Here is a 25,095-nt window from a genome sequence, read left to right on the forward strand (position 1 = left end):
ACTAATAGCGTCACTATTTTGTCGTAATTTTGTGCATTGTCGCGCAGGAGGACGCATTTTGACGCAACTTTGCAACTGACTCAGCGGGTTAGAGGTTTCATAAAGCAGACGGCTCCTTTATCATCGCTCTACTTAATTTTGAGCAACGGCCAAGACGGATCTCATGTATCAACCAGTCGCGTTATTCATCGGTTTGCGCTACATGCGTGGACGTGCTTCAGACCGTTTCGGTCGTTTCGTCTCCTGGCTCTCGACTATTGGTATCACGCTCGGCGTGCTGGCACTGGTGACGGTGCTGTCGGTGATGAACGGCTTTGAGCGCGAGCTGGAAGGCAACATTCTCGGCCTGATGCCGCAGGCGCTGGTCACCAGCGACACCGGCAGCATCAATCCGCAGCAGATGCGCGCGCAGGATCTGAAACTGCAGGGCGTGACGCGTATCGCGCCGCTGACCACCGCCGACGTGGTGTTGCAGAGTGCGCGCAACGTGTCGGTGGGCGTGATGCTGGGCATCAACCCTGACGAACCGGATCCGCTGACGCCTTATCTGGTCAACACCCAGCAGAGCGTGCTGCAGCCGGGCCAGTATAAAGTCATTCTCGGTGAACTGCTGGCCCAGCAGTTGGGTGTGAAGCGCGGCGATCAGCTGCGCCTGATGGTGCCATCGGTCAGCCAGTTTACCCCGGTGGGGCGTGTGCCGAGCCAGCGCATCTTTACCGTTGCCGGTACCTATGCGGCCAATAGCGAAGTCGACGGCTATCAGATTCTGGTGAACCAGCAGGATGCCTCGCGCGTGATGCGCTATCCGCTCGGCAACATTACCGGCTGGCGCCTGTGGCTGGATAAGCCGCTGAATGTCGATGCGCTCAGCCAGCAGCCGCTGCCGCAGGGGCTGACGTGGAAAGACTGGCGCGAACGCAAGGGCGACTTGTTCCAGGCGGTGCGCATGGAGAAAAACATGATGGGGCTGCTGCTCAGCCTGATCATTGCCGTGGCCGCCTTCAATATCATTACCTCGCTGGGGCTGCTGATCATGGAGAAGCAGGCGGAAGTGGCGATCCTGCAAACCCAGGGCTTAACGCGGCGGCAAATCGTCGCGGTATTTATGGTGCAGGGCGCCAGCGCCGGTATTATCGGTGCGCTGCTCGGTACACTGCTGGGCGTGCTGCTGGCCAGCCAGCTCAACAATTTAATGCCGGTGATCGGCCTGTTCCTTGATGGCGCGGCGCTGCCGGTGGATATCAATGTCTGGCAGGTGATCACCATTGCGCTGGTCTCGATGGCCGTGGCGCTGCTGTCTACCCTCTATCCGTCATGGCGCGCTGCCGCCGTTCAACCCGCTGAGGCTTTACGTTATGAGTAATACCCCTTTGTTGCAGTGTCGTGACCTGTGCAAACGCTATCAGGAAGGCAGCGTGCAGACCGATGTGCTGCGCAATGTGGCTTTTAGCCTGCAGCCGGGCGAACTGACGGCCATCGTCGGTAGCTCCGGCTCCGGCAAAAGTACCTTACTGCACCTGCTGGGCGGGCTGGATGCACCGACCTCCGGTGACGTGGTGTTTGACGGGAAATCGCTCAACGCCATGTCGTCGGCGGCCAAAGCAGAGCTGCGTAACCGTGAACTCGGCTTTATTTATCAGTTTCACCATTTGCTGCCGGACTTCAGCGCGCTGGAGAACGTAGCGATGCCGCTGCTGATTGGCAAAACCGGCAAAGCCGAAGCGGAAGCGCGCGCACGCGAGATGCTGGCGGCGGTTGGTCTGGAAAAGCGCGCGGCGCACCGGCCTTCTGAGCTGTCGGGCGGTGAGCGTCAGCGCGTGGCGATTGCCAGGGCGCTGGTGAACCGGCCGCGGCTGGTGATGGCCGATGAGCCCACCGGTAACCTCGATGCGCGCAACGCCGATGCCATTTTTGAACTGCTCGGCGAGCTCAACGTACAGCAGGGCACGGCGTTTCTGGTGGTGACGCACGACCTCAACCTGGCGAAGCGCCTGAGCCGTCAGATGGAGATGCGTGACGGCCAGCTGAGCGATCACCTGACGCTGGGAGCGATCTGATGGCGTCCTCTTTATCCCTGCTGCTCGGGCTGCGCTTCAGCCGCGGCCGGCGGCGCGGCGGCATGGTGTCGCTGATCTCCATCATCTCGACCATCGGCATTGCGCTTGGCGTGGCGGTGCTGATCATCGGGCTGAGCGCGATGAACGGTTTCGAGCGGGAGCTCAACAACCGTATTCTGGCCGTGGTGCCGCACGGCGAAATTGAGGCGGTTAACCAGCCTTTTCGCAACTGGCAGCCGATGATTGCGCCCATCGAACAGGTGCCGGGCATTGCCGCGGCGGCCCCTTACGTTAACTTTACCGGATTGATTGAGAGCGGTGCGAAGCTGCAGGCGCTGCAGGTGAAGGGCGTTGATCCGCAGCAGGAGCCGCGCCTCAGCGCGCTGCCGCGTTTTGTCAGCGGTGATGCCTGGTCGCAGTTCAGCGCCGGCAGGCAGCAGATCATTCTGGGCGGCGGCATCGCCAAATCGCTCAACGTGAAGCAGGGCGACTGGATCACCATCATGATCCCGAATAATGATGGCGAGAACAAACTGCTGCAGCCAAAACGCATTCGTCTGCAGGTGAGCGGTATTCTGCAGCTGAGCGGCATGCTGGATCACAGTCTGGCGCTGGTGCCGCTGGCCGATGCGCAAAAATATCTGGATTTGGGCGACAGCGTCAGCGGCATTGCGCTGAAGATGAGCGATCCATTCCAGGCACAGAAGCTGGTGCGCGATGCCGGCGAAGCCACGCACTCCTATGTCACCATCCGCAGCTGGATTGGCACTTACGGCTACATGTATCGTGATATCCAGATGATTCGCGCCATTATGTATCTGGCGATGGTGCTGGTGATTGGCGTGGCCTGCTTTAATATCGTGTCGACGCTGGTGATGGCGGTGAAGGACAAGAGCAGCGATATCGCCGTGCTGCGCACGCTGGGCGCCAAAGACGGCCTGATTCGTGCCATCTTTATCTGGTATGGCCTGCTGGCCGGGCTGCTGGGCAGCGTCAGCGGGGTGGTGGTCGGCGTGCTGGTGGCGCTCAATCTGACGCCGGTGATGCGCGTAGTGGAGCACCTTACCGGGCATCAACTGCTGGCGGGCGATATCTACTTTATCGACTTTCTGCCGTCCGAGCTGCACTGGCTGGATGTGGCCATCGTGCTGGCAACGGCGATTGGCCTGAGCCTGATTGCCAGCTGGTATCCGGCGCGGCGCGCCAGCCGCATCGATCCTGCCCGCGTGCTGAGCGGTCAGTAAAGACAAAACACGCAGCCGCCTTCGCGGCTGCGCACATTTTCAGCGTCTGCGGCATGCAGCCGTCATACCCAGCCGCTATTATCGGGTCTGAGTAACCCGGAAAACACCCGCAGCGCGGCGTTCAGCGCCGCAGATTAAGGAGCCTTTATGCGCCAACCGCGCCGCCGCCTTCGACTCGCCCGCTACAAAAAGAACCGCCGCAAAGTGCATCAGCGCTTTCGCCAGCGCATCTTTGAGCGCGATCGTCAGGTCGAACTTGCCGCCCATCCGCAGCCGCACGTGGTGGTGCTGACCGGTGCCGGAATTTCGGCAGAATCCGGCATTCGCACCTTCCGCGCGGAAGATGGCCTGTGGGAAGAGCATCGCGTGGAAGATGTGGCGACGCCCGAAGGCTTTCGCCGCGATCCGGCGCTGGTGCAGGGGTTCTACAATGCGCGCCGGCGTCAGCTGCAGCAGCCAGAAATCCAGCCTAACGCGGCGCACAAAGCGCTGGCTGAACTGGAGCAGGTGCTGGGCGATAATTTCCTGCTGGTTACGCAGAATATCGATAACCTGCACGAGCGCGCCGGCAGCCAGCGCGTGCTGCATATGCACGGTGAATTACTGAAGGTGCGCTGTGAGCACAGCGGTCAGGTGCTGGCGTGGACGGAGGATGTCGGTCCGGACGATCGCTGTACCTGCTGCCAGTTCCCGTCGCGGCTGCGTCCGCACGTGGTGTGGTTTGGTGAAATGCCGCTCGGCATGGAGGAGATTTATCAGGCGCTGGAACAGGCCGATCTGTTTATCGCCATCGGCACCTCAGGCCACGTCTATCCGGCGGCAGGATTTGTGCACGAGGCGAAACTGCAGGGGGCGCATACCGTGGAGCTGAATCTGGCCCCCAGTCAGGTTGGTAACGAATTCGCTGAAGCGCATTACGGCTTAGCCAGCGAAGTGGTGCCCGAATTCGTGCATACTTTTTTGCGCGGCTTGTATAAATAGTCAGCGTACTGCGCGTTTCCCCTCATCCCGGCCTTCTCCCGGCGGGAGAAGGGGAAAAACGCGCCCGACTGAAACTCAGGCTAAATCCAGTAGGGTCTTTCCCACAAGCCGAATCCAGCACGTATGAACCCTCTCCCTCTGGGAGAGGGCAGGGTGAGGGCCAGGCCGCACCGAATCCCCACCCCAGAACCTCACCGCCCCGCTTTCAGCTTCTGGAACAGCGTTTCGTACTGCACGCTGGCGGCACCGACATCGTTCTGCCACTCGCCGTTTTTGATCACTTCAGCCGGCGGATAGAGTGACGGATCGCTGGCCACCTCGGGCGGCAGCAGCTTTCTTGCCGCCAGGTTGGGCGTCGGATAACCGATGGTTTCCGCCACCTTAGCCGCCACATCCGGGCGCAGCAGGAAGTTAATCAGCTTCAGCGCGCCTGCTTTATTTTTCGCATTCGCCGGGATCGCCAGGTTATCCATCCAGAAAATTCCGCCCTCTTTCGGCCAGATAATCTGCAGCGGCGTGCCAGCCTGGCGCGCTACCCAGGCGGAGCCATTCCAGATCATGCCGACGTTGACTTCGCCTTCCATAAACGGATTACCGGGATTATCCGAGTTGAACGCCAGTACGTTCGGCATCAGCTTTTTCAGCTCTTCATAGGCGGCTTCAATCTGTTTTGGATCCTGCGTATTACCGGAGTAGCCGAGCTTGCGCAGCGCCATCTGGAACACTTCACGCGCATCATCGGTCAGCAGCAGGCTCTGCTTATACTGAGGTTTCCACAGATCGGCCCATTGGGTCAGGGTTTTTGGATCCACCTCGTCGGTATTCACGCCAATGGCGGTTGCGCCCCAGATATAGGGAATGGAATAGTCGTTGTTCGGATCAAACGGCTTGTTCAGCAGGTCGGGATCGAGGTTGCGGAAGTTGCTCAGCTGTGACTTGTCGATCTTCTGCAGCATGCCCTCGTTGCGCATTTTGGCGATGAAGTAGGTCGACGGCACCACCAGATCGTAAGCGCCTGCTTTCCAGGTTTTCAGCTTGGCGTACATGCTTTCATTGGATTCATAGGTGGAATAAATCACTTTGATGCCGGTCTCTTTGGTGAACTGCTCCAGCAGCCCGGGCGGCACATATTCGGTCCAGTTATAGAAGTAAAGCGTGTTGTTGTCATCCGCCTGAGCGCTTTGCATACCCAGTGCCAGCGCCCCAGCCGCCAGCCAGTGAGACCATTTTTTCATCGGTTATCCTCTATTTGGTTTTATCACGCAGCAACAGCTGACTGGCTGCCACCAGCAGCAGCGACAGCAGCATCAAAATGGTAGCCAGCGCGTTCACCTCTGGCGACACGCCCACTTTCACCATGGAATAAATTTTCAGCGGCAAAATTTCGAAGCCGGGACCGGTGACAAATGACGACACCACCACATCATCCATCGACAGGGTGAAACTCAGCAGCCAGCCCGCGGCTACTGCCGGCAGCGCCAGCGGCAGCAAAATCTTGCGCAGAATAGTCACTTCGCTGGCGCCGAGATCTTTTGCCGCCTCCAGCATGCGCACGTCAAAGCCTTTCAGGCGCGAATAAACGGTAATCACCACAAACGGCAGGCAGAAAGTGATGTGGGAAAACAGCAGCGACCAGAAGCCGAGCGAAATCCCCAGCAGCATAAACAGCACCAGCAGCGAAATCGCCATCACGATATCCGGCGACATCATCACCACAAATAGCATACCGCTGACAAACGGCTTGCCGCGAAAACCATAGCGGTACAGCGCCACGGCGGTGAGCGAGCCGATCAGCGTCGCGCAGCTGGCCGACAGCACGCCCATGATCAGCGAATGCTGCGCCGCCTGAATCAGGCTATCGTTATTGACCAGCAGGCGATACCACTGGGTGCTGAAGCCCTGCCAGTTGATGCCGAAGCGCGAGGCATTAAAGGAGTTGACGATCAGGATGATGATCGGAATGTAGAACCAGGCATAAATCACGGCCATGAAGCCGTGGCGTAATCCGCGCGCCATCATTGCAACGCCGCCTTGTGATTCAGCAGACGCGCTGCGCGCCAGTAAACCAGCAGCATCAGCCCCATCAGCAGCGTCATGACAATGCTGGTGGCGGCGCCGAACGGCCAGTCACGAATATTGAGGAACTGGCTTTTGATTACGTTACCGATCAACAGGTTCTTTGCTCCGCCCATTAAATCCGCTACGTAGAACAACCCCATCGCCGGGATAAATACCAGTAGCGCGCCGGCAACGATACCGGGTAGGGTCAGCGGCAAAATGATACGGATGAAGGTCTGTAGCCTGCTGGCGCCAAGATCGCGCGCCGCTTCCAGGCAGGATTTATCCAGCTTCTCAAGGCTGGAGTAGAGCGGCAGTACCATAAATGGCAGCAGAATATAGATCAGCCCGAGGATCACCGCTTCCGGGGTGAACATGATGCGAAACGGCTTGTCGATGACGCCGAGCCACAGCAGAAATTCATTGAGCCAGCCGCGCGTGCTGAGAAAAATTTTCAGACCATATATGCGAATCAGCGAGTTGGTCCAGAACGGCACAATCAGCAGAAACAGCATCAGCGGACGCAGACGCGCCGGCAGTCTGGTCAGGCACCAGGCAAAAGGGTAGCCGAGCAGCAGGCAGCACAGCGTGGCGATGCAGGCCATGTTGAGCGAGTGCAGCAGCACGTCGGCATACAGCGGATCGAGGAGCCGGCCATAGTTGTTCAGGGTGAACACCATGCTGACAAAGTGCGCGTCGTCGCGCGTCAGAAAGCTGGTGACGAAGATCATCAGATTCGGCAGCAACACGAACAGCGTCAGCCAGCCGACGATCAGCGCCACAATGCCTTTCTGCAGACGATTACGCATCCGTTTCATACGGCAGCACCACCTCCCAGTTTGGCACCCAGCTGACCGCCATTTTCTGGTTCAGCGAGTGGTCAAAATCCGGATCGTCCTCATTAAAGAACTCGCTGACGGTGAGCAGCTTGCCGTTCTCCAGTTCGACGGTGGACTCCAGCGTCATGCCTTTATAGTTGCGTTCGCGCACATAGCCGATCAGGTTTTCGCTGCGGCTGTCGTGATCAATCTCCTCGACGCGCAAATCTTCAGGTCGCAGCAGCACATGCAGCCGATCGCCGGGTTTGACCGGGAACGGGCAGTGAATATCACACTCGCGGCCTTCGACGCGAGCCCGTACCTGCGGCGCCTGCGCGCTGCCGATCACTTCTGCATCAAACACGTTGATTTCGCCAATGAAGCGCGCCACAAACAGGTTCGCGGGCTCTTCGTAGATCTCGCGCGGCGTGCCGTCCTGCTCGATGCGCCCGTCGCGCATTACCACGATGCGATCGGACATGGTCAGCGCTTCTTCCTGATCGTGCGTGACAAACACAAACGTGATGCCCAGCTTGCGCTGCAGCGCTTTCAACTCGTTTTGCATCTGGCGGCGCAGTTTGTAATCCAGCGCGGAGAGCGACTCATCAAGCAGCAGCACTTTGGGCCGGTTGACCACCGCCCGCGCAATCGCCACGCGCTGCTGCTGGCCGCCGGAGAGCTGATGTGGCCGACGCGCGGCAAAGCTTTCCAGCTGCACCATCGCCAGCGCCTCGTTGACGCGCTGCGTCAGCTCTGCCGCCGGGGTTTTCTGCATGCGCAGGCCAAACGCGACGTTTTCAAACACCGACATGTGCGGAAACAGCGCGTAGCTCTGAAACACGGTATTGATATGGCGATGCTCGGCGGGCGTTTCAGTGATGTCGCTCTCATCCAGATGGATACGTCCGCTGTCGGCGTTTTCCAGCCCGGCGATCAGGCGCAGAATCGTGGTCTTACCGCAGCCGGAGGGGCCAAGCAGGGTGATAAATTCGCCATGACCGATGGTCAGGTCGAAATCCGGGATGATGGTTTTGCCATCGAAAGCTTTACTGATGCCAGAAAGCGTAACCAGCGCCTGCTGCGCGCGTGTTTGCGTCATTTTAGTCACTCAGTCTGATAAGAATCAGGTTACAGCATAGCCGCCGGCGACAGCTTGCCGTGATGAAGGGCGCGATAATACCTGAAAAATGCGCCATTGCCATGTTCAGACACGGAATAACCTTGAAAAGTCTGCAAATTGCTGGAGTATGCTCATCGGGCCAGCCGGACGGGTGGCTGGCAGGGCGAATTTCAGCGCACGATTGGGCTGAGAGGGCTAACCTGAAGGATAATGATTTGACGCAACATGGCGATAATCAGGCCCCATGATAATAATGCAGGTTCTTTAGAGGGATGACAGATGGATCAATTACTTGAGCGTTTTCTCAGTTATGTGGCAGTAGAAACCCAGGCAAAACCTCAGGCGCGGCAGGTGCCGAGCAGCGAAGGGCAGTGGACGCTGGCGCGTCAGTTACAGGAAGAGCTTATTGCGCTGGGTTTTGTGGACGTCACCTTAAGCGATCATTGCTGTGTGATGGGTACCCTGCCGGCAAACGTCGACTGGCCGACGCCGGTGATCGGTTTTATTTCCCACATGGATACCTCGCCGGATTTTACCGCGAAAAATGTCAATCCGCAGATCATTGAAAACTATCGTGGCGGCGACATCGCACTGGGCAACGGGGATGAAGTGCTCTCGCCGGTGATGTTCCCGGTGCTGCACAAGCTGACCGGGCATACGCTGATCACCACCGACGGTAAAACGCTGCTGGGCGCTGATGATAAAGCCGGTATCGCTGAGATCATGACGGCAATGGCCGAGCTGGCCAAAGGGGATGTGCCGCACGGCGCCATTCGCGTGGCCTTTACCCCGGATGAAGAGATTGGTCGCGGCACGTCGCACTTCGACGTTGAGGGGTTTGCGGCTGACTGGGCTTATACCGTTGACGGCAGCGATCTCGGCGAGTTTGAGTTCGAGAACTTTAATGCCGCGACGGCGCTGGTCAAAATCACCGGTAACAACGTGCATCCCGGCAGTGCGAAAAACGTGATGGTGAACGCGCTGGACCTGGCGATGCGTTTCCACGCCGAGCTGCCTGCCAAAGAGAAGCCGCAGTTTACCGACGGCTATGAAGGCTTTTTCCACCTGCACACTATTAAGGGATCGGTTGAGCACGCCGAGCTGATGTACCTGATTCGTGATTTTGATGCCGACAGCTACGAACAGCGTAAGCAGCTGCTCCAGGAGATTGGCCGCCGCGTCAGTAAAGGCCTGCAGGCTGAGTGCTCCATCAAGGTGGAGATCAGCGACAGCTATCGCAATATGCGGGAGAAGGTGGAACCGCATCCGCACATCATTGAGCTGGCGCTGCAGGCGATGCGCGATTGCGGTATCGAACCGAACGTGAAGCCGATCCGCGGCGGCACCGACGGATCGGCGCTGTCATGGAAAGGACTGCCGTGTCCGAATCTGTTTACCGGCGGCTACAACTATCACGGCAAGCATGAGTTTGCGTCGCTGAATGTGATGGCGAAGTCGGTTGAGGTGATTGTGCGCCTGGCCGCGCTCGCGGCGGAGAAGAAGTAGGGCGGAGCGGGGCTTGCCCTCACCCTAACCCTCTCCCGCCCGCAGGAGAGGGGACCGATCGAGCGGGAATCAGGTTCTTCATTTGCCCATGCCGCCGCCGGCGCTTTACTGCAATCGTCGCGCGGTTTGCTCCCTCTCCCGCGGGCGGGAGAGGGCCGGGGTGAGGGAAACGGGCGCAGAGGACCTGATCAACTCAATCAGCAAAAAACCAGTACCCGCTGTTCACCAGTGCCGCCAGCTGAGCCAGCAGCGAAGGATCGTCCAGCGCATCGCCGAAATCTTCCAGCGTCAATACATGCTTGTGTGCCAGCGCAGCCAGTACCGACGGATGTGCGCACTCGACGCGCTCACCGTTGACGTACACCGCGTCGCCCAGCGTCAGCACGCGCAGGCCGCCGAGGCGCGTCAGCGCATCACCCTGCTGCAGCGCGTCATAAATCTCATCCGGCTGATACGGCGGTTCCGGCGGAGCCACATCCAGCTCGTGACGCGACTGGGAAATAAATTCGCCAAACCACTGGTTAAACTGCTCCGGCTGATTAATCACATCCAGCATTACCTTGCGGATCCCTTCGACTTCTGACGGCAGAATCTGCGATGGGCAGTCACGCGCCGGCACATCCGGATCGCTGAAGCGGTAGCTGCCCAGTTCATGCGCCAGCATGTAGTCCGCAAAGCCGCTGATCAGCTCGCGTCCGTTAGGCGCGCGGAAGCCGACTGAATAGTTGAGCGCGTTCTCCAGCGAATAGCCTTCGTGCGGAAAACCCGGTGGAATATACAGAATGTCGCCCGGTTCCAGCTCTTCATCGATGATGGCGTCGAACGGTTCAACCTGCAGCAGATCAGGATGCGGGCAGTGCTGTTTCATCGGCACTTTTTCGCCCACGCGCCAGCGACGGCGGCCAGTGCCCTGAATAATAAATACGTCGTATTGATCAAAGTGCGGGCCTACGCCGCCGCCCGGTGTGGCGAACGAGATCATCAGGTCGTCGATACGCCAGTCGGGCAGAAAGCGGAACGGGCGCATCAGCGCAGCAGAAGGTTCATGCCAGTGGTTCACCGCCTGTACCAGCAGCGACCAGTTGCTTTCACCCAGGTGATCGTAGCTTTCAAACGGACCATGGCTGACCTGCCACTTGCCGTTGTTGTGGCTGACGAGGCGGCTGTCCACCTCGTTTTCCATTGCCAGACCGGCCAGCTCATCCGGAGAAATCGGATCAATGAAGTTTTTGAAACCCCGTTTGAGCACCACCGGGCGTTTTTGCCAGTAGCGCTGAATAAAGTCGGGCCAGTTGATGTCGAGCTGATAGTCCATGCGAGGATTCCGGTTAGGGCCATAATTGCTGCCAAGTATAACAGCCCGCGTCCGGTTCTACTCGCGGTGATGTTCAACTTCCTGCCGCTGAAAAATCACCTCCATGCGGGCGCCGCCGAGCGGGCTGGTCGTGGCGATTACCTGACCGGCATACTGCTCGAGAATATCGCGCACTACCGCCAGTCCCAGTCCCTGACCGGGACGCAGCGTATCGGCACGCTGGCCGCGGACAAAAATCAGATCGCGCTTGCTTTCGGGAATGCCGGGGCCGTCGTCGTCAATGAACAGATGCAGCGCGTTTTCCGTCTGGCGCGCGCTGACCTCAATAAATTCGAGGCAGTATTTGCAGGCGTTATCCAGCACGTTGCCCAACACTTCCATAAAGTCATTTTGATCGCCGATAAAGGTCAGCTCCGGCGAAATATCCAGCGTGATCTCAACGCCCTTGCGCTGATACACCTTATTGAGCGCGGAACACAGGCTATCCAGCAGGGCCGAGACCGAATGCAGATCGCGCTGTAGCGGGTTGTGATCCGCCTGCATGCTGGCGCGATGCAGGTAATAGCCAATCTGCTGCGAGATGCGGCTGATCTGCTCGAGCATGACCGGCTCAGCCTGTTCGATAGTCAGCTCTTTGCCACCGCGCAGCGAGCGCAGCGTGCTTTGCAGCACCGCCAGCGGCGTTTTCAGGCTGTGCGTCAAATCCGACAGCGTGGTGCGATAGCGCGTGTAGCGCTGCCGTTCGTTGGTGAGCAACAGATTGAGGTTGCGCACCAGGCTGCGCAGCTCCTGCGGCGGGTTGTCGTCGAGATTTTCCCGGTGACCGGTTTCCAGCTCGCGCACCTGCGAAGTCAGGTGGCCAATCGGACGCAGGCTCCAGTGTGCCGCCAGCCACAGCAGCGGAATCACCAGCAGCAGATTGGCCGCCAGCACATAGCTAAACCACGACCACACCACGTCTGAGTGCTGCAGCTCCTGCGGGATCGAGTCCACCACCACAATGGTCAGCGCCGGCAAATTGGTGGTCGCGTCGTAGCGGTTCACTGCCACCGAGTGGGTGAAGGTGTCATTGCTGTCACTGTCCAGCGCATGCAGCCGCTGCTGTGCCTGCGGATTGTTACCCATCGCCGCCATACTGGTGCGATTGCTGGTATCGATCTCGTAAAAATCTGGCTTCATCAGCCAGTCGCGGCGAATGTTTTTGCGGATTTCCGGCACGTCGCGCTGCTGCCACAGCAGCTTACCGCGCTCGTCATAGATGAACACCAGCGTCGGGAAATTGAGCGTCATGCGTTCCGGCTGGGCGATGGTGAGCTTGTTGTCTTTCCACTGCGCGAGGGTGAAGAACAGATTGCTCTCGCCGCGCATCACGCGATAGGTATTTTTATCAAAGCTGACGACGTAGCCAATGACCGCCACCATGCCATACGACAGCGACAAAAACAGCACGATCGCCGCCGTCGCCAGCAGGAAACGCGCGCGTAAGGAGAAAGGGCGCTGACGGCGGAGCAGCTTCATAAATCAGAGATCAAAGCGGTATCCCTGGCCACGCACGGTGTTGATCACTTCGGTCGGGTGCAGCGCGAGAATTTTTTTGCGCAGCCGGCCCATCAGTACATCAATGGTGTGGCTTTCGCGCAGTTCCGCATCGGGATACAGCTGCAGCATCAGCGAGTCTTTGCTGACCACTTTACCGGCATTGCGGATCAGTGTTTCAACAATGGTGTACTCAAACGCGGTCAGCTTGACCGGCGCGTCGTTCACCGTAAGCTCGCGGCGCGACAGGTCAACCTGGAACGGCGGCATGGAGATAATTTGCGAGGCGTGTCCGCTGTTGCGACGCATCAGCGCCTGTAAGCGGGCGGCGACCTCTTCAATGTGGAACGGCTTGGTCACGTAGTCATCGGCACCGGCTTCCAGCGCTTCAACTTTCGCCTGCCAGCCTTCGCGCGCGGTCAGCACCAGAATTGGCTGACGAATGGCATCGCCACGCCAGCGGCGAATCAGCGACATGCCGTCTTCGTCGGGCAGGCCAAGATCGACCAGCGCGATATCGGGAATGTGTTCCTGCAGGAAATAGTCGGCTTCTTTGGCGTCTTCGGCGGCATCCACCTGATGACCCATGTCACGTAACTGGACTGCGAGGTGATGGCGCAGCAGGGCATTATCTTCCACAACCAGAACACGCATAGAATTTCCTTACCTTCAACTCAGTGATGATGGCGAAAAGTATACGCTACGCCAGCTAAACCGCAGATTAACACTCCGCTGTGATGCACTAGCAGGGGAACCTCAGCCACCACGTGACGTGCATGACTGAGGTAACACCAACTTGCCATAGCCTGAGTTTTCAGAGCAAGGAATTACTTCAGGTCGTCAACCATCTGAATCGCGCGGCCGAGGTAGTTGGCTGGCGTCATCTGCTTCAGGCGCACTTTCTCTGCTTCCGGCAGCTCCAGGCTGTCGATAAATGCCTGCATACCGGCTGCGTCCACGCGCTTGCCGCGCGTCAGCTCTTTCAGCTTCTCGTACGGCTTTTCAATGCCGTAGCGGCGCATTACGGTCTGGATCGGCTCAGCCAGGACTTCCCAGTTGTGATCCAGCTCGTCCAGCAGGCGATCGCGGTTCACTTCCAGCTTGGAGATACCTTTGAGCGTGGCCTGATAGGCGATCAATGCATAGCCGACGCCGACACCGAGGTTACGCAGCACGGTAGAATCGGTCAGATCGCGCTGCCAGCGTGATACTGGCAGTTTACTGGCCAGGTGCTGCATCACCGCATTGGCCAGCCCCAGATTCCCTTCGGAGTTTTCGAAGTCGATAGGGTTAACCTTGTGCGGCATGGTTGAAGAGCCAATTTCGCCAGCAATGGTTTTCTGTTTAAAATGGTTCAGGGCGATGTAACCCCAGATGTCGCGGTCAAAATCAATCAGGATGGTATTGAAGCGCGCGATGCAGTCAAACAGCTCGGCGATGTAGTCATGCGGCTCGATCTGCGTGGTGTACGGGTTCCAGCTGATGCCCAGTGAAGTCACAAACTGCTCGCTCAGCTGATGCCAGTCCACTTCCGGATACGCGGCGATGTGCGCATTGTAGTTGCCCACCGCGCCGTTGATTTTGCCCAGCACGTCCACCTTGCTCAGCTGACGCAACTGGCGTTCCATGCGGTAGGCCACGTTGGCCATCTCTTTGCCCATGGTGGACGGCGTTGCCGGCTGACCGTGGGTGCGCGACAGCAGCGGAATGTCGCGATACTCCTGCGCCAGGCCCTTCACGGCGGTAATGATCTGGTTCCAGAACGGCACGATCACGTCGCGGCGTGCGGTTTCCAGCATCAGCGCGTGTGACAGGTTATTGATATCTTCGGAGGTGCAGGCGAAATGGATAAACTCAGACACCGCGTGCAGCGCCGGCACGTTGGCTACTTTCTCTTTCAGAAAGTACTCGACGGCTTTCACGTCATGGTTGGTGGTGCGCTCAATGGTTTTGATACGCGCTGCATCTTCTTCGCTAAAACCGGCGACAATTGCATCAAGGAAAGCGTTTGCGTCGGCATCAAATGCAGGAACTTCCTTGATCTCTGCGGTCGCGGCCAGTTTCTGTAACCAGCGAACTTCAACCTCAACGCGGAATTTCAGCAAACCGTACTCGCTGAAAATCGCACGCAGCGGGCTGACTTTATCGCCGTAACGACCATCGACAGGTGAGACGGCGGTCAGAGAGGATAATTCCATCAGTGCAACTCCTGAATCGTTAACAATATAGGGCAGGGCGGCGCTTAATACGCCGGACCCAGCCGGGATAAAAGGGTTTTCGCTTCGCGCAGCAGACGCTGGCGCGCAAACATCAGCTGCAGACGACCGCCGCCGACCTGCTGCCACAGCACCGCCGCGCGGATACCGGCCAGCAGCGCAGCGCGAACTTTGCTCTGCACCTGCGAATTCTGCAGCACCTGCGGTGAGCCGGTCACCTGAATGCGCGGGCCGAGCGGGCTAATCACATCGACGTAAATGCCGGCCATAGCGCTGGTGATGGTGTCTGATTCCAGTTCGTAATGCGCCAGCTGACGATCAAGCTGGCTGATGCGCTGTGCCAGGGTGTTTAGCGCGGTTTTGTTACCGTGCAGTTTACGCTCCAGCACCATCAGGCTCAGGGTATAACGCGTCAGGTCGGCGCTGGCACCCTGCCGGCTGCCGCTGTTCAGCACCGCCATCAGCGCTTCCAGCCCGGGGCGCAGATTGGCTTCATCATTGCCAAACACCGCCAGCGTTGAGCCTGGATTTAAATCCAGCAGGCTGCGCAGCGACACCTGCAGCGCCGCGTTGTTGCAGTGCCCCTGGTGTGCCAGCTGCTGCACCAGATGGGCTGCCTGGCAAACGCCGGCCAGCGCCAGCGTTATCTCATAATAGTTTTTAGCCACGCTTCACTCCTGTAGACGCGTCGGCAGTGCCGACTCAGGCCTCTGTCAGCGGCAGGCGCTGTTCAATAATACCGCCACCAAGGCACACGTCACCGAGGTAAAATACCGCGGACTGGCCCGGGGTGACGGCCGCGACCGGCTCATCGAAACGCACTTCAATGCGATCGTCGCCGTGCGGAATGATCTCGCAGGGAATGTCGTTCTGACGATAGCGGGTTTTCACCGTGCAGCGTAGCGCAGCGGTCACTGGCTGGCGATCGACCCAGTGCAGCTGCTGTGCTATCAGGCCCACCGACATCAGGCGCGGATGATCGCCGCCCTGTGCCACAATCAGCGTATTGCGCGCGACATCTTTGTCGACCACATACCACGGATCGTCATTGCTCTCTTTGCGTCCGCCGATGCCCAGCCCTTTACGCTGACCCAGGGTGTGATACATCAGCCCCTGGTGTTCACCGACCACTTCACCGTCAACGGTTTCGATGACGCCCGGCTGTGCCGGCAGGTAACGACCGAGGAAGTCGCGGAATTTACGCTCGCCGATAAAGCAAATACCGGTGGAGTCTTTTTTCTTCGCCGTAATCAGATCGAGCTGTTCGGCGATGCGGCGCACCTCAGGCTTCTCCAGTTCGCCGACCGGGAACAGGCTCTGTGCAATCTGCTGGTGGCTGAGCGTGTAGAGGAAATAGCTCTGATCTTTGTTGCCGTCGAGACCGCGCAGCAGCTGGCTGGTGCCGTCGACATCGGCACGGCGCACATAGTGGCCGGTGGCAATGTAGTCTGCGCCGAGATCGTCTGCAGCAAATTCGAGAAACGCTTTGAACTTGATCTCTTTGTTACACAGAATATCCGGGTTCGGCGTGCGTCCGGCCTTGTACTCTTCCAGAAAGTGCTCGAACACGTTGTCCCAGTACTCAGCGGCGAAATTGATTTTGTGCAGTTTGATGCCGAGCTTGTCACACACGGCCTGTGCGTCAGCCAGATCGTCAGCGGCGGTGCAATACTCCTCGCCATCGTCTTCCTCCCAGTTCTTCATGAACAGGCCTTCAACCTGATAGCCCTGCTGCTGCAGTAACCAGGCGGAAACGGAAGAATCGACGCCGCCGGACATCCCGACGATCACTTTTTTCTGGCTGTTGTCAGACATGACGCACTCTTGATTACGATAAAAACAGGCGGCGCATTCTATCACGCGGAAGCGTTGTGCGCACCCTCATGAAACGGCCACTGATACGGCGCTATCAGCTGCAGCGGATAGCGGGCCCCCTGCTGCCACAGCCGCACGCTTTCGGCCACCAGCGGCGAACGCAGCGTCTCTGCGCTGAGAATCTGCGCGGGCGACAGCCACCAGCAGCAGTCAATATCGCTGTCGTGTGGCGTGGTGGTAACGGTGGCAGGCAGATCGAGGCCAAACAGAAAACGCACAAAAGGTGTATGGTCCGGGGCGATCCACTGCTGCACGCCGAGAAAATAGTCGGGCTGCGCGCTGATGCCGGTCTCTTCGTACAGCTCACGTTGCGCGGCTTCCAGCAGCGTTTCATCGGCCTCAAGATGACCGGCCGGCTGATTCCAGGTAACGCGGCCGTCGACGCGCTCTTCTACCACCAGTAATTTGCCCTGCGCGTGCACCATACAGGCGACGGTTACATGAGGTTTAAACATCGTTCCTCCCAAATAGTTAACCTGACGTTATCGAAATGTATAAATTACGTCCGGTCGCTGATGTCGCGCCATTCGCCCGGTGCCAAATCCTGCAGCTGGTAATCACCCATGGCAAAACGGATCAGGCGTAATGTCGGAAAGCCAATGTGCGCCGTCATCCTTCGGACCTGGCGATTGCGCCCTTCATACAGCGTGATTTTCAGCCAGCAGGTGGGGATGGCTTTGCGCTCGCGAATCGGCGGGGTGCGCGGCCACAGCCACGCGGGTTCAGGCACCACTTCTGCGCCCGCCGGCAACGTTGGGCCATCGTTGAGGGTGATGCCACTGCGCAGGCGGGATAAATCTGATTCCTGCGGTACGCCTTCCACCTGAACGTAATAGATTTTGCCGGTGCGCTTGCCCGGCTGCGTCAGCTGCGCCTGTAGTGCGCCATCGTTGGTCAGAATCATCAACCCTTCGCTGTCGCGGTCGAGACGGCCTGCGGCATACACCTCGCTCACCGGCACAAAATCTTTCAGCGTGCGGCGGCCAGCCTCATCGCTGAACTGCGGCAGAACATCGAAAGGTTTGTTAAAGAGTATGACGCGACGCGGACCTTTTGGCCGCGTGTCACGCCGCGCGCGCCGGCGCGCCGGGGCAGCAGGGCGCTTATGCTGGTGAATTCGTTGAGAAGTTTTTCGCATGGGCTTTGCAGTTGGTAACAATCGGCGCATTATAGCGCGAAACTGCGGTGATTGGCGTGGCGGAAATATTCAAGTAGTATTGACGCGCATCTTACAAATCATTAACAAAAAATCGCTCGAAGGAGAGGTTAATGGAAAGCAAAGTAGTTGTTCCGGCGGAAGGTCAAAAAATCACCCTGGATCAGGGCAAACTGAATGTCCCGAATAACCCGATCATCCCCTACATTGAAGGTGACGGTATTGGGGTTGACGTTTCCCCGGTGATGCTGAAAGTGGTTGATGCCGCTGTGAAGAAAGCCTACAACGGCGAGCGAAAAATTTCCTGGATGGAAATTTACACCGGCGAAAAATCCGTCGAACTCTATGGCCAGGATGTCTGGCTGCCGCAGGAAACCCTCGATTTAATCAAAGAGTACCGCGTGGCCATTAAAGGCCCACTGACTACCCCGGTAGGTGGCGGTATTCGTTCCCTGAACGTGGCACTGCGCCAGGAACTGGACCTGTACGTGTGTCTGCGTCCGGTACGTTACTACAAAGGTACGCCAAGCCCGGTTAAACGTCCTGAAGATACCGACATGGTGATCTTCCGCGAAAACTCCGAAGATATCTATGCCGGTATCGAGTGGAAAGCCGGTACGCCGGAAGCGGACAAAGTGATCAAATTCCTGCGTGAAGAGATGGGCGTGAAGAAAATTCGCTTCCCGCAGCAGTGTGGTATTGGCGTGAAGCCATGTTCAGAAGAGGGCACGAAACGTCTGGTGCGTGCCGCGGTTGAATACACCATCACCAATGACCGTGATTCCCTGACGCTGGTGCACAAAGGCAACATCATGAAGTTCACCGAAGGCTCTTTCAAAGACTGGGGCTACCAGCTGGTGAAAGAAGAGTTCGGCGGCGAGCTGATCGATGGCGGTCCGTGGATGAAGTTCAAAAACCCGAACACCGGTAAAGAGATCATCGTTAAAGATGTGATCGCCGACGCCTTCCTGCAGCAGATCCTGCTGCGTCCAGCCGAGTATGACGTTATCGCCTGTATGAACCTGAACGGTGACTACATTTCTGATGCCCTGGCGGCACAGGTAGGCGGTATTGGTATCGCACCGGGCGCCAACATCGGTGACGAGTGCGCACTGTTCGAAGCTACCCACGGTACTGCACCGAAGTATGCGGGCCAGGATAAAGTGAACCCTGGTTCCGTGATCCTGTCTGCAGAAATGATGCTGCGTCACCTGGAGTGGTTCGAAGCGGCTGACCTGATTGTTAAAGGCATGGAAGGCGCAATCGCTGCCAAAACCGTGACCTACGACTTTGAGCGTCTGATGGATGGCGCTAAACTGCTGAAATGTTCAGAGTTTGGTGACGCGATCATCGCGAACATGTAATTTGCCCTGAGCAAATGCAACATGAAAGGGAGCCGCAGGGCTCCCTTTTTTTATGCTGGCAGCGGGAAGGACTTCTGTCACCGCCGGTTTGCCATGCATGACGACCGTGCGATGCGTGGCTTTATTCCGCCGGAGGCTGTAACTGAGCGATCTGGCTATCGCGCGCCTGCGACAAACGCCAGAAATCATTGCCGGCCGGATGCTGGTAAATCCGCAGCGAAAACTGACCGACAATGGCGTAGATGAATTCAAATATCGCCGACTGGGAATTTTCGTAATCAACCCACAGTACCGAGGAGGTAAAGCAATAAACCTCTACCGGCAATCCCTCCGGTGAGGGTTTCATCGCGCGCACCACGATATACATATCTTTTTTAATATCGTCGCGCTGCGCCAGCCAGGCGGTGAGATAGTGACGGAACACCGTGAGGTTGGTAATGCCGTTTTCGGCAAACCAGCGGTCACCGACCACGCTGCTATCGCGGCCATCCATCAGGATTGAAAGCTGCTCACTGACGCCGCGAATCTGGCTCATCTGCTGCACCATTTGCTGATCGAGAAAGCGAATCGAGGTCTGGTCGAGATGAAAGCTGCGCATGATACGCCGCGCGCCGGAAGAGAACATCGCCTGCCAGTTAGTGTAGGTTTCGGTCAGGAAATTTTTGGTCGGGATCCGCGACAGCGTATTGTCCCAGTTGCGGATGGTAATGGTATGCAGAGCGATATCAATCACTTCACCGCTGATGCCGTTATCCGGCATTTCAATCCAGTCGCCAAGCTGCAGCACATCGTTCGATGACACCTGAATATTGGCCACCAGCGACAGCAGGGTGTGCTGAAACACTAACATCAATACCGCCGCGACCGCACCCAGACTGGAGATGATAATCACCGGCGATTTGTTCGACATGATAGCCAGAATCATGATGGCGGAAATGATGTGCACCAGGATCTTACCGATCTGGATATAGCCTTTTATCGAGTGGTTCTTACGCTTCGACTTACGCGAATAGGAGTTATTAACGATCTCCAGCACTTCGTTAAAGAACAGCGACAGATATACAAAAAACAGAATGCCGCAGATGGTTTTCACCGCGATCAGCAGATGCTCGGGCAGGTCCGGCATAAACTGCAGCAGGTAATAGACGGTGATCACCGGAATAAAATTCGACAGCTTTTCTGAGAGCCGGACGTCTTTATCCAGCGGCACCTGGTTTTTATGCGTGCTAAAGAACACGCGGCGCACCACTTTTACCACGAAGAACTTGCAGATCAGATGGGTGACCATACCGGCAACCAGTAACAGCAGCAGGCTGAAGGTGGCGGAGAGCACAGTGTTGCCTTCAATAAACGTTTGTATGTCGCGTAGGTAATTCATTTTAACCACATGCCGGCCGGTTGAGGCGGGAATTCAAACATAAAGCGGCCACGGACGATAAGCGACGCGTGCGCAATAGTGTTGCTACGAGACCAGCGCTTTGCGCGCCGCCTCGGCCAGAAAATGGCTGCGGCTGCTGTAGCGCGCATTATTACTGACCATCTTATCGATCTTCTCAATCAGCAGATGCGGCATAGTGATATTGATGCGCTCGGATTTGCCCAGATAGCGGGTGACATCAATATCAACGTAGATCCACACGCCAGGCTGGCTAAATTCCTGCTGCCAGTGCTGCGCCGGCTCCGGAATCAACAAGCCTTTCTCCGCCATCAGTTCAAAGTGGGCATGCAGCGCAGATTGCGCATCCTGCAGCGTTTGCTCTGGCGTATCACCGGCAAAGTAACAGCCGGTGACATCCGGGAAATAACCACTGGCCGAGCCGTCAGCGTCAATCTCTACCAAAGCGGGAAACAGCATCATGTCACCTCTGAGCAAGCGGAATAAAACCAGCATGGATCAATCCAGCCTGGCGTCTTTCAGAATCTGCATCAGCGTGCCTGTCTTCATATCCTTCTGCGGATGCGGCACGGTGATCAGATGAGCAAAATCCGGGTGCGAGAACTGATGATGACTGCCGCGTATGCGCTCCAGCTTCCAGCCATTTTTTTGCAGCAGTTTAATCAGCGTCGCGCTCTTCATCGGACTTCCTGTAGGTGAAATTATACACACAATACACACTGGTGCAAGGCGGTCTCTGCCATCACATCGGCGGGTCATGGCCAAACTAACCGGGACGGCCGCGACAGGCACCCGTTGATGCTGCGTTCTGCGTACTGTTTTCAACGGCTTTTTCCCGCTGCGATAGCGGTTTGCGTAAAACTTTGAAACAGTTAACATCCCGGCACCGGCGCGCGTGCCATTTGCTGGCTGAACCGCTATCTTCAGCCTTCATCAATCCGGAGGTGCTATGCAAGGTGTGATCAAGTTTGTAAAAGGCTGGCTGATTTTTTCCCTGCTATGGGGCATTTTTATGTGGTTTGTATCCTGGCAGGCACAGGGCAAAACGCCGGGCATGATGATTGTCATGAGCCTGTATGCCGGTTTGATTTATCAGGCATTAATGACCATGGTGGCGCGTTACAAAGCGCGGCGCGCACAGGCCTGATTATTCACAACTGCCGACATAGCTTTGCGTCGTGCTGACGCTAATTTGCATGACATCCGGCAAGCTGAGCGCTCACTAATCAGCGTGTAAGGCGGGCAGGATGGGAAGAACGTTACTGACGGGATGGTTTTTATTGCTGCTATCACTGGCGGCCAGTGCACAATTACCGGTGGGTCCTGTGGTGATGGCGGGGCAGCATGGGCGCCACCTTGCCGGGCAAAGCAGTACGGCAGATGTCGCCGAGACGCCGGATGAACATATTCAGGAACGACGGGACGGCGTGCCGCAGCGGCATTGAGTATCGGGGCCGCACGGGCCCCGATCGCCGGGGATTATTTACGGCCCAGCAGGAAACCGACAATCACGCCGATGCTGGCGGCAACGGCCAGTCCGGTCGCCGGGTTGTCGCGTACCGATCTCACCACGCAGTCTGCTGCATCCTGCACTGCATAACTGGCCTGCGCCGGATAGCGTCGCGCGGCACCGCGTGCCTGATGGCGGCGTGAACCGGTGAACTCGCCAAATTTTTCCTGTACGGCACCCGCCGCTTCATTCAATTTTGCTTCCGCTTTATCGGTCATATTGACTCCCTGAGAGTGGTGAATGTCTCTTTCAGCGTAGACAGAGAAGTGCAGACCGGCAACCTGGTGGCTTTTCAGGATGTAACAGTGGTTTGCAGGAATCGGCATTGCTGTCCATACCTGGTAAGGACCACGCTAAGCTGCGCCAACCTCACGCAGCGCTCACTGAACGGAGGAGAAATGAAACGCGATATCCTGAATGAAGATGATTACGATGAAGTTTGCCGGGTGATTGGCGATGCGGTGATTGTCCTTTCCGAGTGCGGTCATGAAACCAGACGGGAGGAGATTGCCCGTTTGCTGCAGCGTACGCGCCACGATCGCGCCCACGACGAACGCGATGAACAGCGTATGCTCGAGCACGCGATTCGTCTGGTACGGCCGTAAGCGCAGGGCGTCACGCGGACGCCCTCACTGCTGGTTGCGATACGCCGGGTACCAGCTCACCAGGAAGTGACGCAGATGATCAAAACACCATTCGGCATCGTCCGCCTGCTGGCAGTAATAGCGAATGGTGACCTTCTCATAGTGGCGATGGCGCTGCTGCAGCGGCGACCAGCTCCAGTCCAGCACCGCGCGCGCATAGTTGACCAGCGCGTCGCGCGGCATGCTGTGCTGCTGCTCCTGGCGGCGCAGATACATCTCAAAGAACTGATCGAGGCTCTGCGTCTCTTCGCTGCTACAGTCCAGCGTGGGGCGGAACGCCACGTCGAGAAAGCCGCACACGCCATCTGCGCGCTGCTGCCAGTCACAGGCCAGCGTCATAAACAGGCCATCCTGCAGATTGACCTCTTCCAGCAGACGACGCAAATTTTCAGAATGTTTACCGGCGGCGATCTCATCAATGCGATCGGTTTCCAGCGTCAGGTCAAAACCGCACGGGTTGACCGAGCCATCCGCGTCTCGGGTGGCCGGAAAGGGGAAATCGATATAACCGTTATTGTCCAGACTCTTTTCCATAATGCAGGTCCGCAGCATGACAAACGCTGACAATAAACCATCTGCGCGCGCCACGCACGGCTTATGGACACGTCCAGGTAATCATGGTGTTACGCGCCGGGTTGATCAGGCGGAACTGCTGGTCGCTCAGCCGCTGTGCATAAAAGCCTTCCGGCGTCACGGCAGAAGGGACATAGCGGAAACGGTCGGTGGAGTGCAGTGCGCCGCTGCTCAGCGTTACGCCATCGCGCGCCACCGAAAACGAATTCACCAAATCGAAGATGCGCCCTTCGGTGTGGCCCAGCGACTGACCATAGAGCGTTGCGACCTCGCCGGGGCAATCGACGCCTTTCGGCGTGGAGCTGCAGCCAGCCAGCAGGATAAGTGTGAGTAGAAAACTGAGTCTTAACATGGTCCTGTTCCTGGTGCATTCCCTGATTTATGCTGGCCTGACGATGCGCGCCACTGATCCGATCATAGCATGTCTGACGCCACTGCCCATTTGCCATTTGTTTAATCGTTAAGCGGTAAGCATGTAAAGGGGTGACTTTGCTAGCAGATAAACGTTATTCTTGCCAGCGTTGCGCACCAGGTAAGCAAAACAAGGGTAAATCCATGAGAGAAGAAGAAGCCAGTTTAATGATTCTTCAGCACGCGATTGATAAGTTAGACGCCGACAAAAAACAGCAGGTGATGAACTGCGTGACGGCGATCCATGAAGTTATGCAGCGTTTCGATCCAGACGATGCCGGACTGGCGCTGATGCTGGTGGCCGCGCAGGTCGCGGCAGAGTAGTTCCATCCCATCCCGGTCTTAACCATTTATTTCACCCACCAGCCAGCGGTGAATCACCCGCACCATATATTGCTGCTGCTCTGCCGTTAACGGCTGATGCGCAGCAATGCCATGCCATTTTGCCAGACAGCCGCGGCAGCAGGTTGCCGTGGCGTGCTGGGCGATAAATACCGGATGGCCGCGCATTGGCGTCTGTTTGCCATCATTCTTTGGTTCGGCTGCAGCCAGTCTTTGCTGGATAAAATCGGCCGCGTGTTGGTCGATCACCGCCGGGCCTTTCTCAATACAGTACTGTCGCTCTTTCGCGCCTAAATGGAAGCGGCGGCGAAACGGCGATTGCGCCAGCCGCGCGAATAATGCCTGTTCATCTCGCATAACATCCTCCTGACGCGATCTTAGCGCATTTTACTTAACTCGTTACAAAGATATCCCAATCGCATAAAACCTCACAAAATCAGTGGTGTGGAGACGTTCTTCCTGCCCGCAGTGGCTGACCTGCGGTCGCAGATTACCGCACCGGCGGCGGTTGTATGTTACCCTCTGGTCAATTAAATTCCTGTAAAATCATGATCTAACCTCAGTGGAGAACCCCCCATGAAGGCGATAACCCTTGCCGCGCTCCTGATGGCCTGCCAGATTGCCCCCGCGTGGAGCGAAAGCGAATTCCAGATCACCTGCCCGGGCCGCCCCACCATGACGGTATCGCGTGCCGCTTACGGTCTCAGCACGCTGATGTGGCCAACCCGGCATTTCCAGATTGCCGCCGGGCAGCAGCGCACGCATCTGCAGGACGGCGATAAGGTCGCCATTACCCGTTTCCGCAATGGCGATCAGCTGATCGTGAATAAAAACAGTGGCGAAACCTTTTTCGTCTACGCCGACAGCGATAAGCTGTTGCCCTGCAACCGCACGGAAAAACGCGATGCTGATATTCTGTCGCTGGAGCGCTACGACGACCGCCAGCACCCCTCTTCATAATGCCGCCACAAGG

General features: G+C 57.5%; 30 protein-coding genes. 11 read left to right on the top strand and 19 right to left on the bottom strand.

All coding sequences use genetic code 11. From position 1 onward, the window contains the following. The first annotated feature begins 163 nt into the window (after nt 1-163). From lolC to cobB, 4 genes are all read left to right on the top strand, one after another. On the top strand, nt 164-1,363 hold the full coding sequence (gene lolC, locus F3J41_RS03670; protein ID WP_166709960.1) for a lipoprotein-releasing ABC transporter permease subunit LolC: 1,200 nt from the start codon (nt 164-166) through the stop codon (nt 1,361-1,363). Beyond that, nucleotides 1,356-2,057: a lipoprotein-releasing ABC transporter ATP-binding protein LolD gene (gene lolD / locus F3J41_RS03675; RefSeq protein ID WP_021506386.1), complete on the top strand. Its 702-nt coding sequence runs from the start codon at nt 1,356-1,358 to the stop codon at nt 2,055-2,057. Before lolC ends, lolD begins: the two co-directional genes overlap by 8 nt. After that, nucleotides 2,057-3,301, top strand: coding sequence for a lipoprotein-releasing ABC transporter permease subunit LolE (gene lolE / locus F3J41_RS03680; RefSeq protein ID WP_021506385.1), 1,245 nt, complete (start codon nt 2,057-2,059; stop codon nt 3,299-3,301). The genes lolD and lolE overlap by 1 nt, the downstream gene beginning before the upstream one ends. Nucleotides 3,302-3,448: 147 nt before the next feature. Next, nucleotides 3,449-4,282: a Sir2 family NAD+-dependent deacetylase gene (gene cobB / locus F3J41_RS03685; protein WP_010617227.1), complete on the top strand. Its 834-nt coding sequence runs from the start codon at nt 3,449-3,451 to the stop codon at nt 4,280-4,282. Between the two features lie 191 nt (nt 4,283-4,473). On the opposite strand, the gene potD is transcribed toward cobB, so the two are convergent. Genes potD through potA form a run of 4 tightly spaced genes read right to left on the bottom strand, consistent with a single transcriptional unit; the run spans nt 4,474 to nt 8,257 of the window. Then, nucleotides 4,474-5,517 carry a spermidine/putrescine ABC transporter substrate-binding protein PotD gene (potD, locus tag F3J41_RS03690; RefSeq protein ID WP_058776483.1) on the bottom strand — a complete coding sequence of 348 codons (1,044 nt, stop codon included), beginning with the start codon at nt 5,515-5,517 and terminating at the stop codon, nt 4,474-4,476. Between the two features lie 10 nt (nt 5,518-5,527). After that, on the bottom strand, nt 5,528-6,301 hold the full coding sequence (gene potC, locus F3J41_RS03695; protein ID WP_166709962.1) for a spermidine/putrescine ABC transporter permease PotC: 774 nt from the start codon (nt 6,299-6,301) through the stop codon (nt 5,528-5,530). Continuing rightward, the gene (potB, locus tag F3J41_RS03700) at nt 6,298-7,149 is read right to left on the bottom strand and encodes a spermidine/putrescine ABC transporter permease PotB (RefSeq protein WP_166710258.1); all 852 of its coding nucleotides are present in this window, start codon (nt 7,147-7,149) and stop codon (nt 6,298-6,300) included. The genes potC and potB overlap by 4 nt, the downstream gene beginning before the upstream one ends. Next, nucleotides 7,142-8,257, bottom strand: a complete 1,116-nt coding sequence (gene potA, locus F3J41_RS03705) for a spermidine/putrescine ABC transporter ATP-binding protein PotA (RefSeq protein ID WP_159378261.1) — start codon at nt 8,255-8,257, stop codon at nt 7,142-7,144. The genes potB and potA overlap by 8 nt, the downstream gene beginning before the upstream one ends. A 300-nt stretch (nt 8,258-8,557) precedes the next feature. On the opposite strand from potA, the gene pepT reads away from it, so the two are divergent. After that, nucleotides 8,558-9,784, top strand: coding sequence for a peptidase T (gene pepT, locus F3J41_RS03710; protein ID WP_021506380.1), 1,227 nt, complete (start codon nt 8,558-8,560; stop codon nt 9,782-9,784). 193 nt (nt 9,785-9,977) lie between these two features. Here pepT and F3J41_RS03715 read toward each other — a convergent pair whose 3' ends face one another. The 8 genes from F3J41_RS03715 to rluE all read right to left on the bottom strand — a co-directional run bounded on the left by F3J41_RS03715 (nt 9,978) and on the right by rluE (nt 17,894). Next, nucleotides 9,978-11,099 carry a cupin domain-containing protein gene (locus F3J41_RS03715; protein WP_058757604.1) on the bottom strand — a complete coding sequence of 374 codons (1,122 nt, stop codon included), beginning with the start codon at nt 11,097-11,099 and terminating at the stop codon, nt 9,978-9,980. Nucleotides 11,100-11,156: 57 nt separating this feature from the next. Beyond that, nucleotides 11,157-12,617, bottom strand: a complete 1,461-nt coding sequence (gene phoQ, locus F3J41_RS03720) for a two-component system sensor histidine kinase PhoQ (RefSeq protein ID WP_021506378.1) — start codon at nt 12,615-12,617, stop codon at nt 11,157-11,159. A 3-nt stretch (nt 12,618-12,620) separates the two neighbouring features. Continuing rightward, entirely contained in the window at nt 12,621-13,289 is a 669-nt protein-coding gene (gene phoP, locus F3J41_RS03725) for a two-component system response regulator PhoP (RefSeq protein ID WP_010617222.1), read from the bottom strand. Between the two features lie 173 nt (nt 13,290-13,462). Then, nucleotides 13,463-14,833: an adenylosuccinate lyase gene (gene purB / locus F3J41_RS03730; protein WP_166709964.1), complete on the bottom strand. Its 1,371-nt coding sequence runs from the start codon at nt 14,831-14,833 to the stop codon at nt 13,463-13,465. Nucleotides 14,834-14,877: 44 nt separating this feature from the next. Beyond that, nucleotides 14,878-15,519, bottom strand: a complete 642-nt coding sequence (hflD, locus tag F3J41_RS03735) for a high frequency lysogenization protein HflD (RefSeq protein ID WP_088517707.1) — start codon at nt 15,517-15,519, stop codon at nt 14,878-14,880. A 34-nt stretch (nt 15,520-15,553) separates the two neighbouring features. Further along, on the bottom strand, nt 15,554-16,666 hold the full coding sequence (gene mnmA, locus F3J41_RS03740; RefSeq protein WP_125309336.1) for a tRNA 2-thiouridine(34) synthase MnmA: 1,113 nt from the start codon (nt 16,664-16,666) through the stop codon (nt 15,554-15,556). 41 nt (nt 16,667-16,707) lie between these two features. Beyond that, nucleotides 16,708-17,181 carry an NUDIX domain-containing protein gene (locus F3J41_RS03745; protein WP_031279253.1) on the bottom strand — a complete coding sequence of 158 codons (474 nt, stop codon included), beginning with the start codon at nt 17,179-17,181 and terminating at the stop codon, nt 16,708-16,710. 44 nt (nt 17,182-17,225) lie between these two features. Further along, nucleotides 17,226-17,894: a 23S rRNA pseudouridine(2457) synthase RluE gene (gene rluE, locus F3J41_RS03750; RefSeq protein ID WP_166709966.1), complete on the bottom strand. Its 669-nt coding sequence runs from the start codon at nt 17,892-17,894 to the stop codon at nt 17,226-17,228. Nucleotides 17,895-17,995: 101 nt separating this feature from the next. Between rluE and icd the strand changes: the two genes are divergently transcribed. Further along, nucleotides 17,996-19,246, top strand: a complete 1,251-nt coding sequence (gene icd, locus F3J41_RS03755; protein ID WP_010617214.1) for an NADP-dependent isocitrate dehydrogenase — start codon at nt 17,996-17,998, stop codon at nt 19,244-19,246. 121 nt (nt 19,247-19,367) lie between these two features. Here icd and F3J41_RS03760 read toward each other — a convergent pair whose 3' ends face one another. From F3J41_RS03760 to F3J41_RS03770, 3 genes are all read right to left on the bottom strand, one after another. After that, entirely contained in the window at nt 19,368-20,624 is a 1,257-nt protein-coding gene (locus F3J41_RS03760; protein WP_058757608.1) for a mechanosensitive ion channel family protein, read from the bottom strand. 84 nt (nt 20,625-20,708) lie between these two features. Beyond that, nucleotides 20,709-21,101, bottom strand: coding sequence for a type II toxin-antitoxin system HicB family antitoxin (locus tag F3J41_RS03765; RefSeq protein WP_022548759.1), 393 nt, complete (start codon nt 21,099-21,101; stop codon nt 20,709-20,711). 39 nt (nt 21,102-21,140) lie between these two features. Then, nucleotides 21,141-21,323, bottom strand: coding sequence for a type II toxin-antitoxin system HicA family toxin (locus tag F3J41_RS03770; RefSeq protein ID WP_058757609.1), 183 nt, complete (start codon nt 21,321-21,323; stop codon nt 21,141-21,143). A 268-nt stretch (nt 21,324-21,591) separates the two neighbouring features. On the opposite strand from F3J41_RS03770, the gene F3J41_RS03775 reads away from it, so the two are divergent. Together F3J41_RS03775 and F3J41_RS03780 are read left to right on the top strand one after the other, a co-directional pair. Beyond that, complete coding sequence (locus F3J41_RS03775; RefSeq protein WP_021506369.1) at nt 21,592-21,789, top strand: DUF6404 family protein; 198 nt, start codon at nt 21,592-21,594, stop codon at nt 21,787-21,789. Between the two features lie 100 nt (nt 21,790-21,889). After that, a complete protein-coding gene (locus F3J41_RS03780) occupies nt 21,890-22,087 on the top strand; it encodes a hypothetical protein (protein WP_153002028.1) in 198 nt (65 codons plus the stop codon). 34 nt (nt 22,088-22,121) lie between these two features. Here F3J41_RS03780 and F3J41_RS03785 read toward each other — a convergent pair whose 3' ends face one another. Next, nucleotides 22,122-22,370 (bottom strand): DUF883 family protein, encoded by a 249-nt coding sequence (locus tag F3J41_RS03785; protein WP_021506368.1) that lies wholly within the window; start codon nt 22,368-22,370, stop codon nt 22,122-22,124. Nucleotides 22,371-22,550: 180 nt separating this feature from the next. Between F3J41_RS03785 and F3J41_RS03790 the strand changes: the two genes are divergently transcribed. Further along, entirely contained in the window at nt 22,551-22,757 is a 207-nt protein-coding gene (locus F3J41_RS03790) for a DUF2767 family protein (protein WP_021506367.1), read from the top strand. A gap of 24 nt (nt 22,758-22,781) precedes the next feature. Here the strand turns inward: F3J41_RS03790 and F3J41_RS03795 are convergent, their stop codons facing one another. Together F3J41_RS03795 and F3J41_RS03800 are read right to left on the bottom strand one after the other, a co-directional pair. Then, nucleotides 22,782-23,330, bottom strand: a complete 549-nt coding sequence (locus tag F3J41_RS03795) for a hypothetical protein (protein ID WP_059010387.1) — start codon at nt 23,328-23,330, stop codon at nt 22,782-22,784. A gap of 61 nt (nt 23,331-23,391) precedes the next feature. Beyond that, nucleotides 23,392-23,721 carry a hypothetical protein gene (locus F3J41_RS03800; protein ID WP_104186853.1) on the bottom strand — a complete coding sequence of 110 codons (330 nt, stop codon included), beginning with the start codon at nt 23,719-23,721 and terminating at the stop codon, nt 23,392-23,394. A gap of 203 nt (nt 23,722-23,924) precedes the next feature. Between F3J41_RS03800 and F3J41_RS03805 the strand changes: the two genes are divergently transcribed. Then, on the top strand, nt 23,925-24,104 hold the full coding sequence (locus F3J41_RS03805; RefSeq protein ID WP_031279245.1) for a hypothetical protein: 180 nt from the start codon (nt 23,925-23,927) through the stop codon (nt 24,102-24,104). A gap of 18 nt (nt 24,105-24,122) precedes the next feature. Here F3J41_RS03805 and F3J41_RS03810 read toward each other — a convergent pair whose 3' ends face one another. After that, on the bottom strand, nt 24,123-24,479 hold the full coding sequence (locus tag F3J41_RS03810) for a DUF4186 domain-containing protein (RefSeq protein ID WP_010617204.1): 357 nt from the start codon (nt 24,477-24,479) through the stop codon (nt 24,123-24,125). A gap of 219 nt (nt 24,480-24,698) precedes the next feature. Between F3J41_RS03810 and F3J41_RS03815 the strand changes: the two genes are divergently transcribed. Then, nucleotides 24,699-25,082 (top strand): hypothetical protein, encoded by a 384-nt coding sequence (locus F3J41_RS03815; RefSeq protein WP_058780734.1) that lies wholly within the window; start codon nt 24,699-24,701, stop codon nt 25,080-25,082. The last annotated feature ends 13 nt before the right edge of the window (nt 25,083-25,095 follow it).

This window comes from Pantoea sp. Ap-870, from assembly GCF_011752515.1.
In the GTDB taxonomy this organism is placed as follows: domain Bacteria; phylum Pseudomonadota; class Gammaproteobacteria; order Enterobacterales; family Enterobacteriaceae; genus Pantoea; species Pantoea dispersa.

Excerpts from the sequence above, each read along its gene's own strand:
- potA (WP_159378261.1), bottom strand. The coding sequence starts at position 8,257 with ATGACGCAAACACGCGCGCAGCAGGCGCTGGTTACGCTTTCTGGCATC.
- F3J41_RS03780 (WP_153002028.1), top strand. The coding sequence starts at position 21,890 with ATGGGAAGAACGTTACTGACGGGATGGTTTTTATTGCTGCTATCACTG.
- mnmA (WP_125309336.1), bottom strand. The coding sequence starts at position 16,666 with ATGTCTGACAACAGCCAGAAAAAAGTGATCGTCGGGATGTCCGGCGGC.
- F3J41_RS03810 (WP_010617204.1), bottom strand. The coding sequence starts at position 24,479 with ATGCGAGATGAACAGGCATTATTCGCGCGGCTGGCGCAATCGCCGTTT.
- lolC (WP_166709960.1), top strand. The coding sequence starts at position 164 with ATGTATCAACCAGTCGCGTTATTCATCGGTTTGCGCTACATGCGTGGA.
- potC (WP_166709962.1), bottom strand. The coding sequence starts at position 6,301 with ATGATGGCGCGCGGATTACGCCACGGCTTCATGGCCGTGATTTATGCC.
- F3J41_RS03800 (WP_104186853.1), bottom strand. The coding sequence starts at position 23,721 with ATGTTAAGACTCAGTTTTCTACTCACACTTATCCTGCTGGCTGGCTGC.
- phoQ (WP_021506378.1), bottom strand. The coding sequence starts at position 12,617 with ATGAAGCTGCTCCGCCGTCAGCGCCCTTTCTCCTTACGCGCGCGTTTC.
- potB (WP_166710258.1), bottom strand. The coding sequence starts at position 7,149 with ATGCGTAATCGTCTGCAGAAAGGCATTGTGGCGCTGATCGTCGGCTGG.
- F3J41_RS03715 (WP_058757604.1), bottom strand. The coding sequence starts at position 11,099 with ATGGACTATCAGCTCGACATCAACTGGCCCGACTTTATTCAGCGCTAC.
- lolE (WP_021506385.1), top strand. The coding sequence starts at position 2,057 with ATGGCGTCCTCTTTATCCCTGCTGCTCGGGCTGCGCTTCAGCCGCGGC.
- F3J41_RS03790 (WP_021506367.1), top strand. The coding sequence starts at position 22,551 with ATGAAACGCGATATCCTGAATGAAGATGATTACGATGAAGTTTGCCGG.
- F3J41_RS03795 (WP_059010387.1), bottom strand. The coding sequence starts at position 23,330 with ATGGAAAAGAGTCTGGACAATAACGGTTATATCGATTTCCCCTTTCCG.
- phoP (WP_010617222.1), bottom strand. The coding sequence starts at position 13,289 with ATGCGTGTTCTGGTTGTGGAAGATAATGCCCTGCTGCGCCATCACCTC.
- icd (WP_010617214.1), top strand. The coding sequence starts at position 17,996 with ATGGAAAGCAAAGTAGTTGTTCCGGCGGAAGGTCAAAAAATCACCCTG.
- F3J41_RS03765 (WP_022548759.1), bottom strand. The coding sequence starts at position 21,101 with ATGCTGTTTCCCGCTTTGGTAGAGATTGACGCTGACGGCTCGGCCAGT.
- F3J41_RS03805 (WP_031279245.1), top strand. The coding sequence starts at position 23,925 with ATGAGAGAAGAAGAAGCCAGTTTAATGATTCTTCAGCACGCGATTGAT.
- F3J41_RS03775 (WP_021506369.1), top strand. The coding sequence starts at position 21,592 with ATGCAAGGTGTGATCAAGTTTGTAAAAGGCTGGCTGATTTTTTCCCTG.
- lolD (WP_021506386.1), top strand. The coding sequence starts at position 1,356 with ATGAGTAATACCCCTTTGTTGCAGTGTCGTGACCTGTGCAAACGCTAT.
- F3J41_RS03760 (WP_058757608.1), bottom strand. The coding sequence starts at position 20,624 with ATGAATTACCTACGCGACATACAAACGTTTATTGAAGGCAACACTGTG.
- F3J41_RS03785 (WP_021506368.1), bottom strand. The coding sequence starts at position 22,370 with ATGACCGATAAAGCGGAAGCAAAATTGAATGAAGCGGCGGGTGCCGTA.
- rluE (WP_166709966.1), bottom strand. The coding sequence starts at position 17,894 with ATGCGCCGATTGTTACCAACTGCAAAGCCCATGCGAAAAACTTCTCAA.
- F3J41_RS03770 (WP_058757609.1), bottom strand. The coding sequence starts at position 21,323 with ATGAAGAGCGCGACGCTGATTAAACTGCTGCAAAAAAATGGCTGGAAG.
- F3J41_RS03745 (WP_031279253.1), bottom strand. The coding sequence starts at position 17,181 with ATGTTTAAACCTCATGTAACCGTCGCCTGTATGGTGCACGCGCAGGGC.
- purB (WP_166709964.1), bottom strand. The coding sequence starts at position 14,833 with ATGGAATTATCCTCTCTGACCGCCGTCTCACCTGTCGATGGTCGTTAC.
- potD (WP_058776483.1), bottom strand. The coding sequence starts at position 5,517 with ATGAAAAAATGGTCTCACTGGCTGGCGGCTGGGGCGCTGGCACTGGGT.
- F3J41_RS03815 (WP_058780734.1), top strand. The coding sequence starts at position 24,699 with ATGAAGGCGATAACCCTTGCCGCGCTCCTGATGGCCTGCCAGATTGCC.
- cobB (WP_010617227.1), top strand. The coding sequence starts at position 3,449 with ATGCGCCAACCGCGCCGCCGCCTTCGACTCGCCCGCTACAAAAAGAAC.
- pepT (WP_021506380.1), top strand. The coding sequence starts at position 8,558 with ATGGATCAATTACTTGAGCGTTTTCTCAGTTATGTGGCAGTAGAAACC.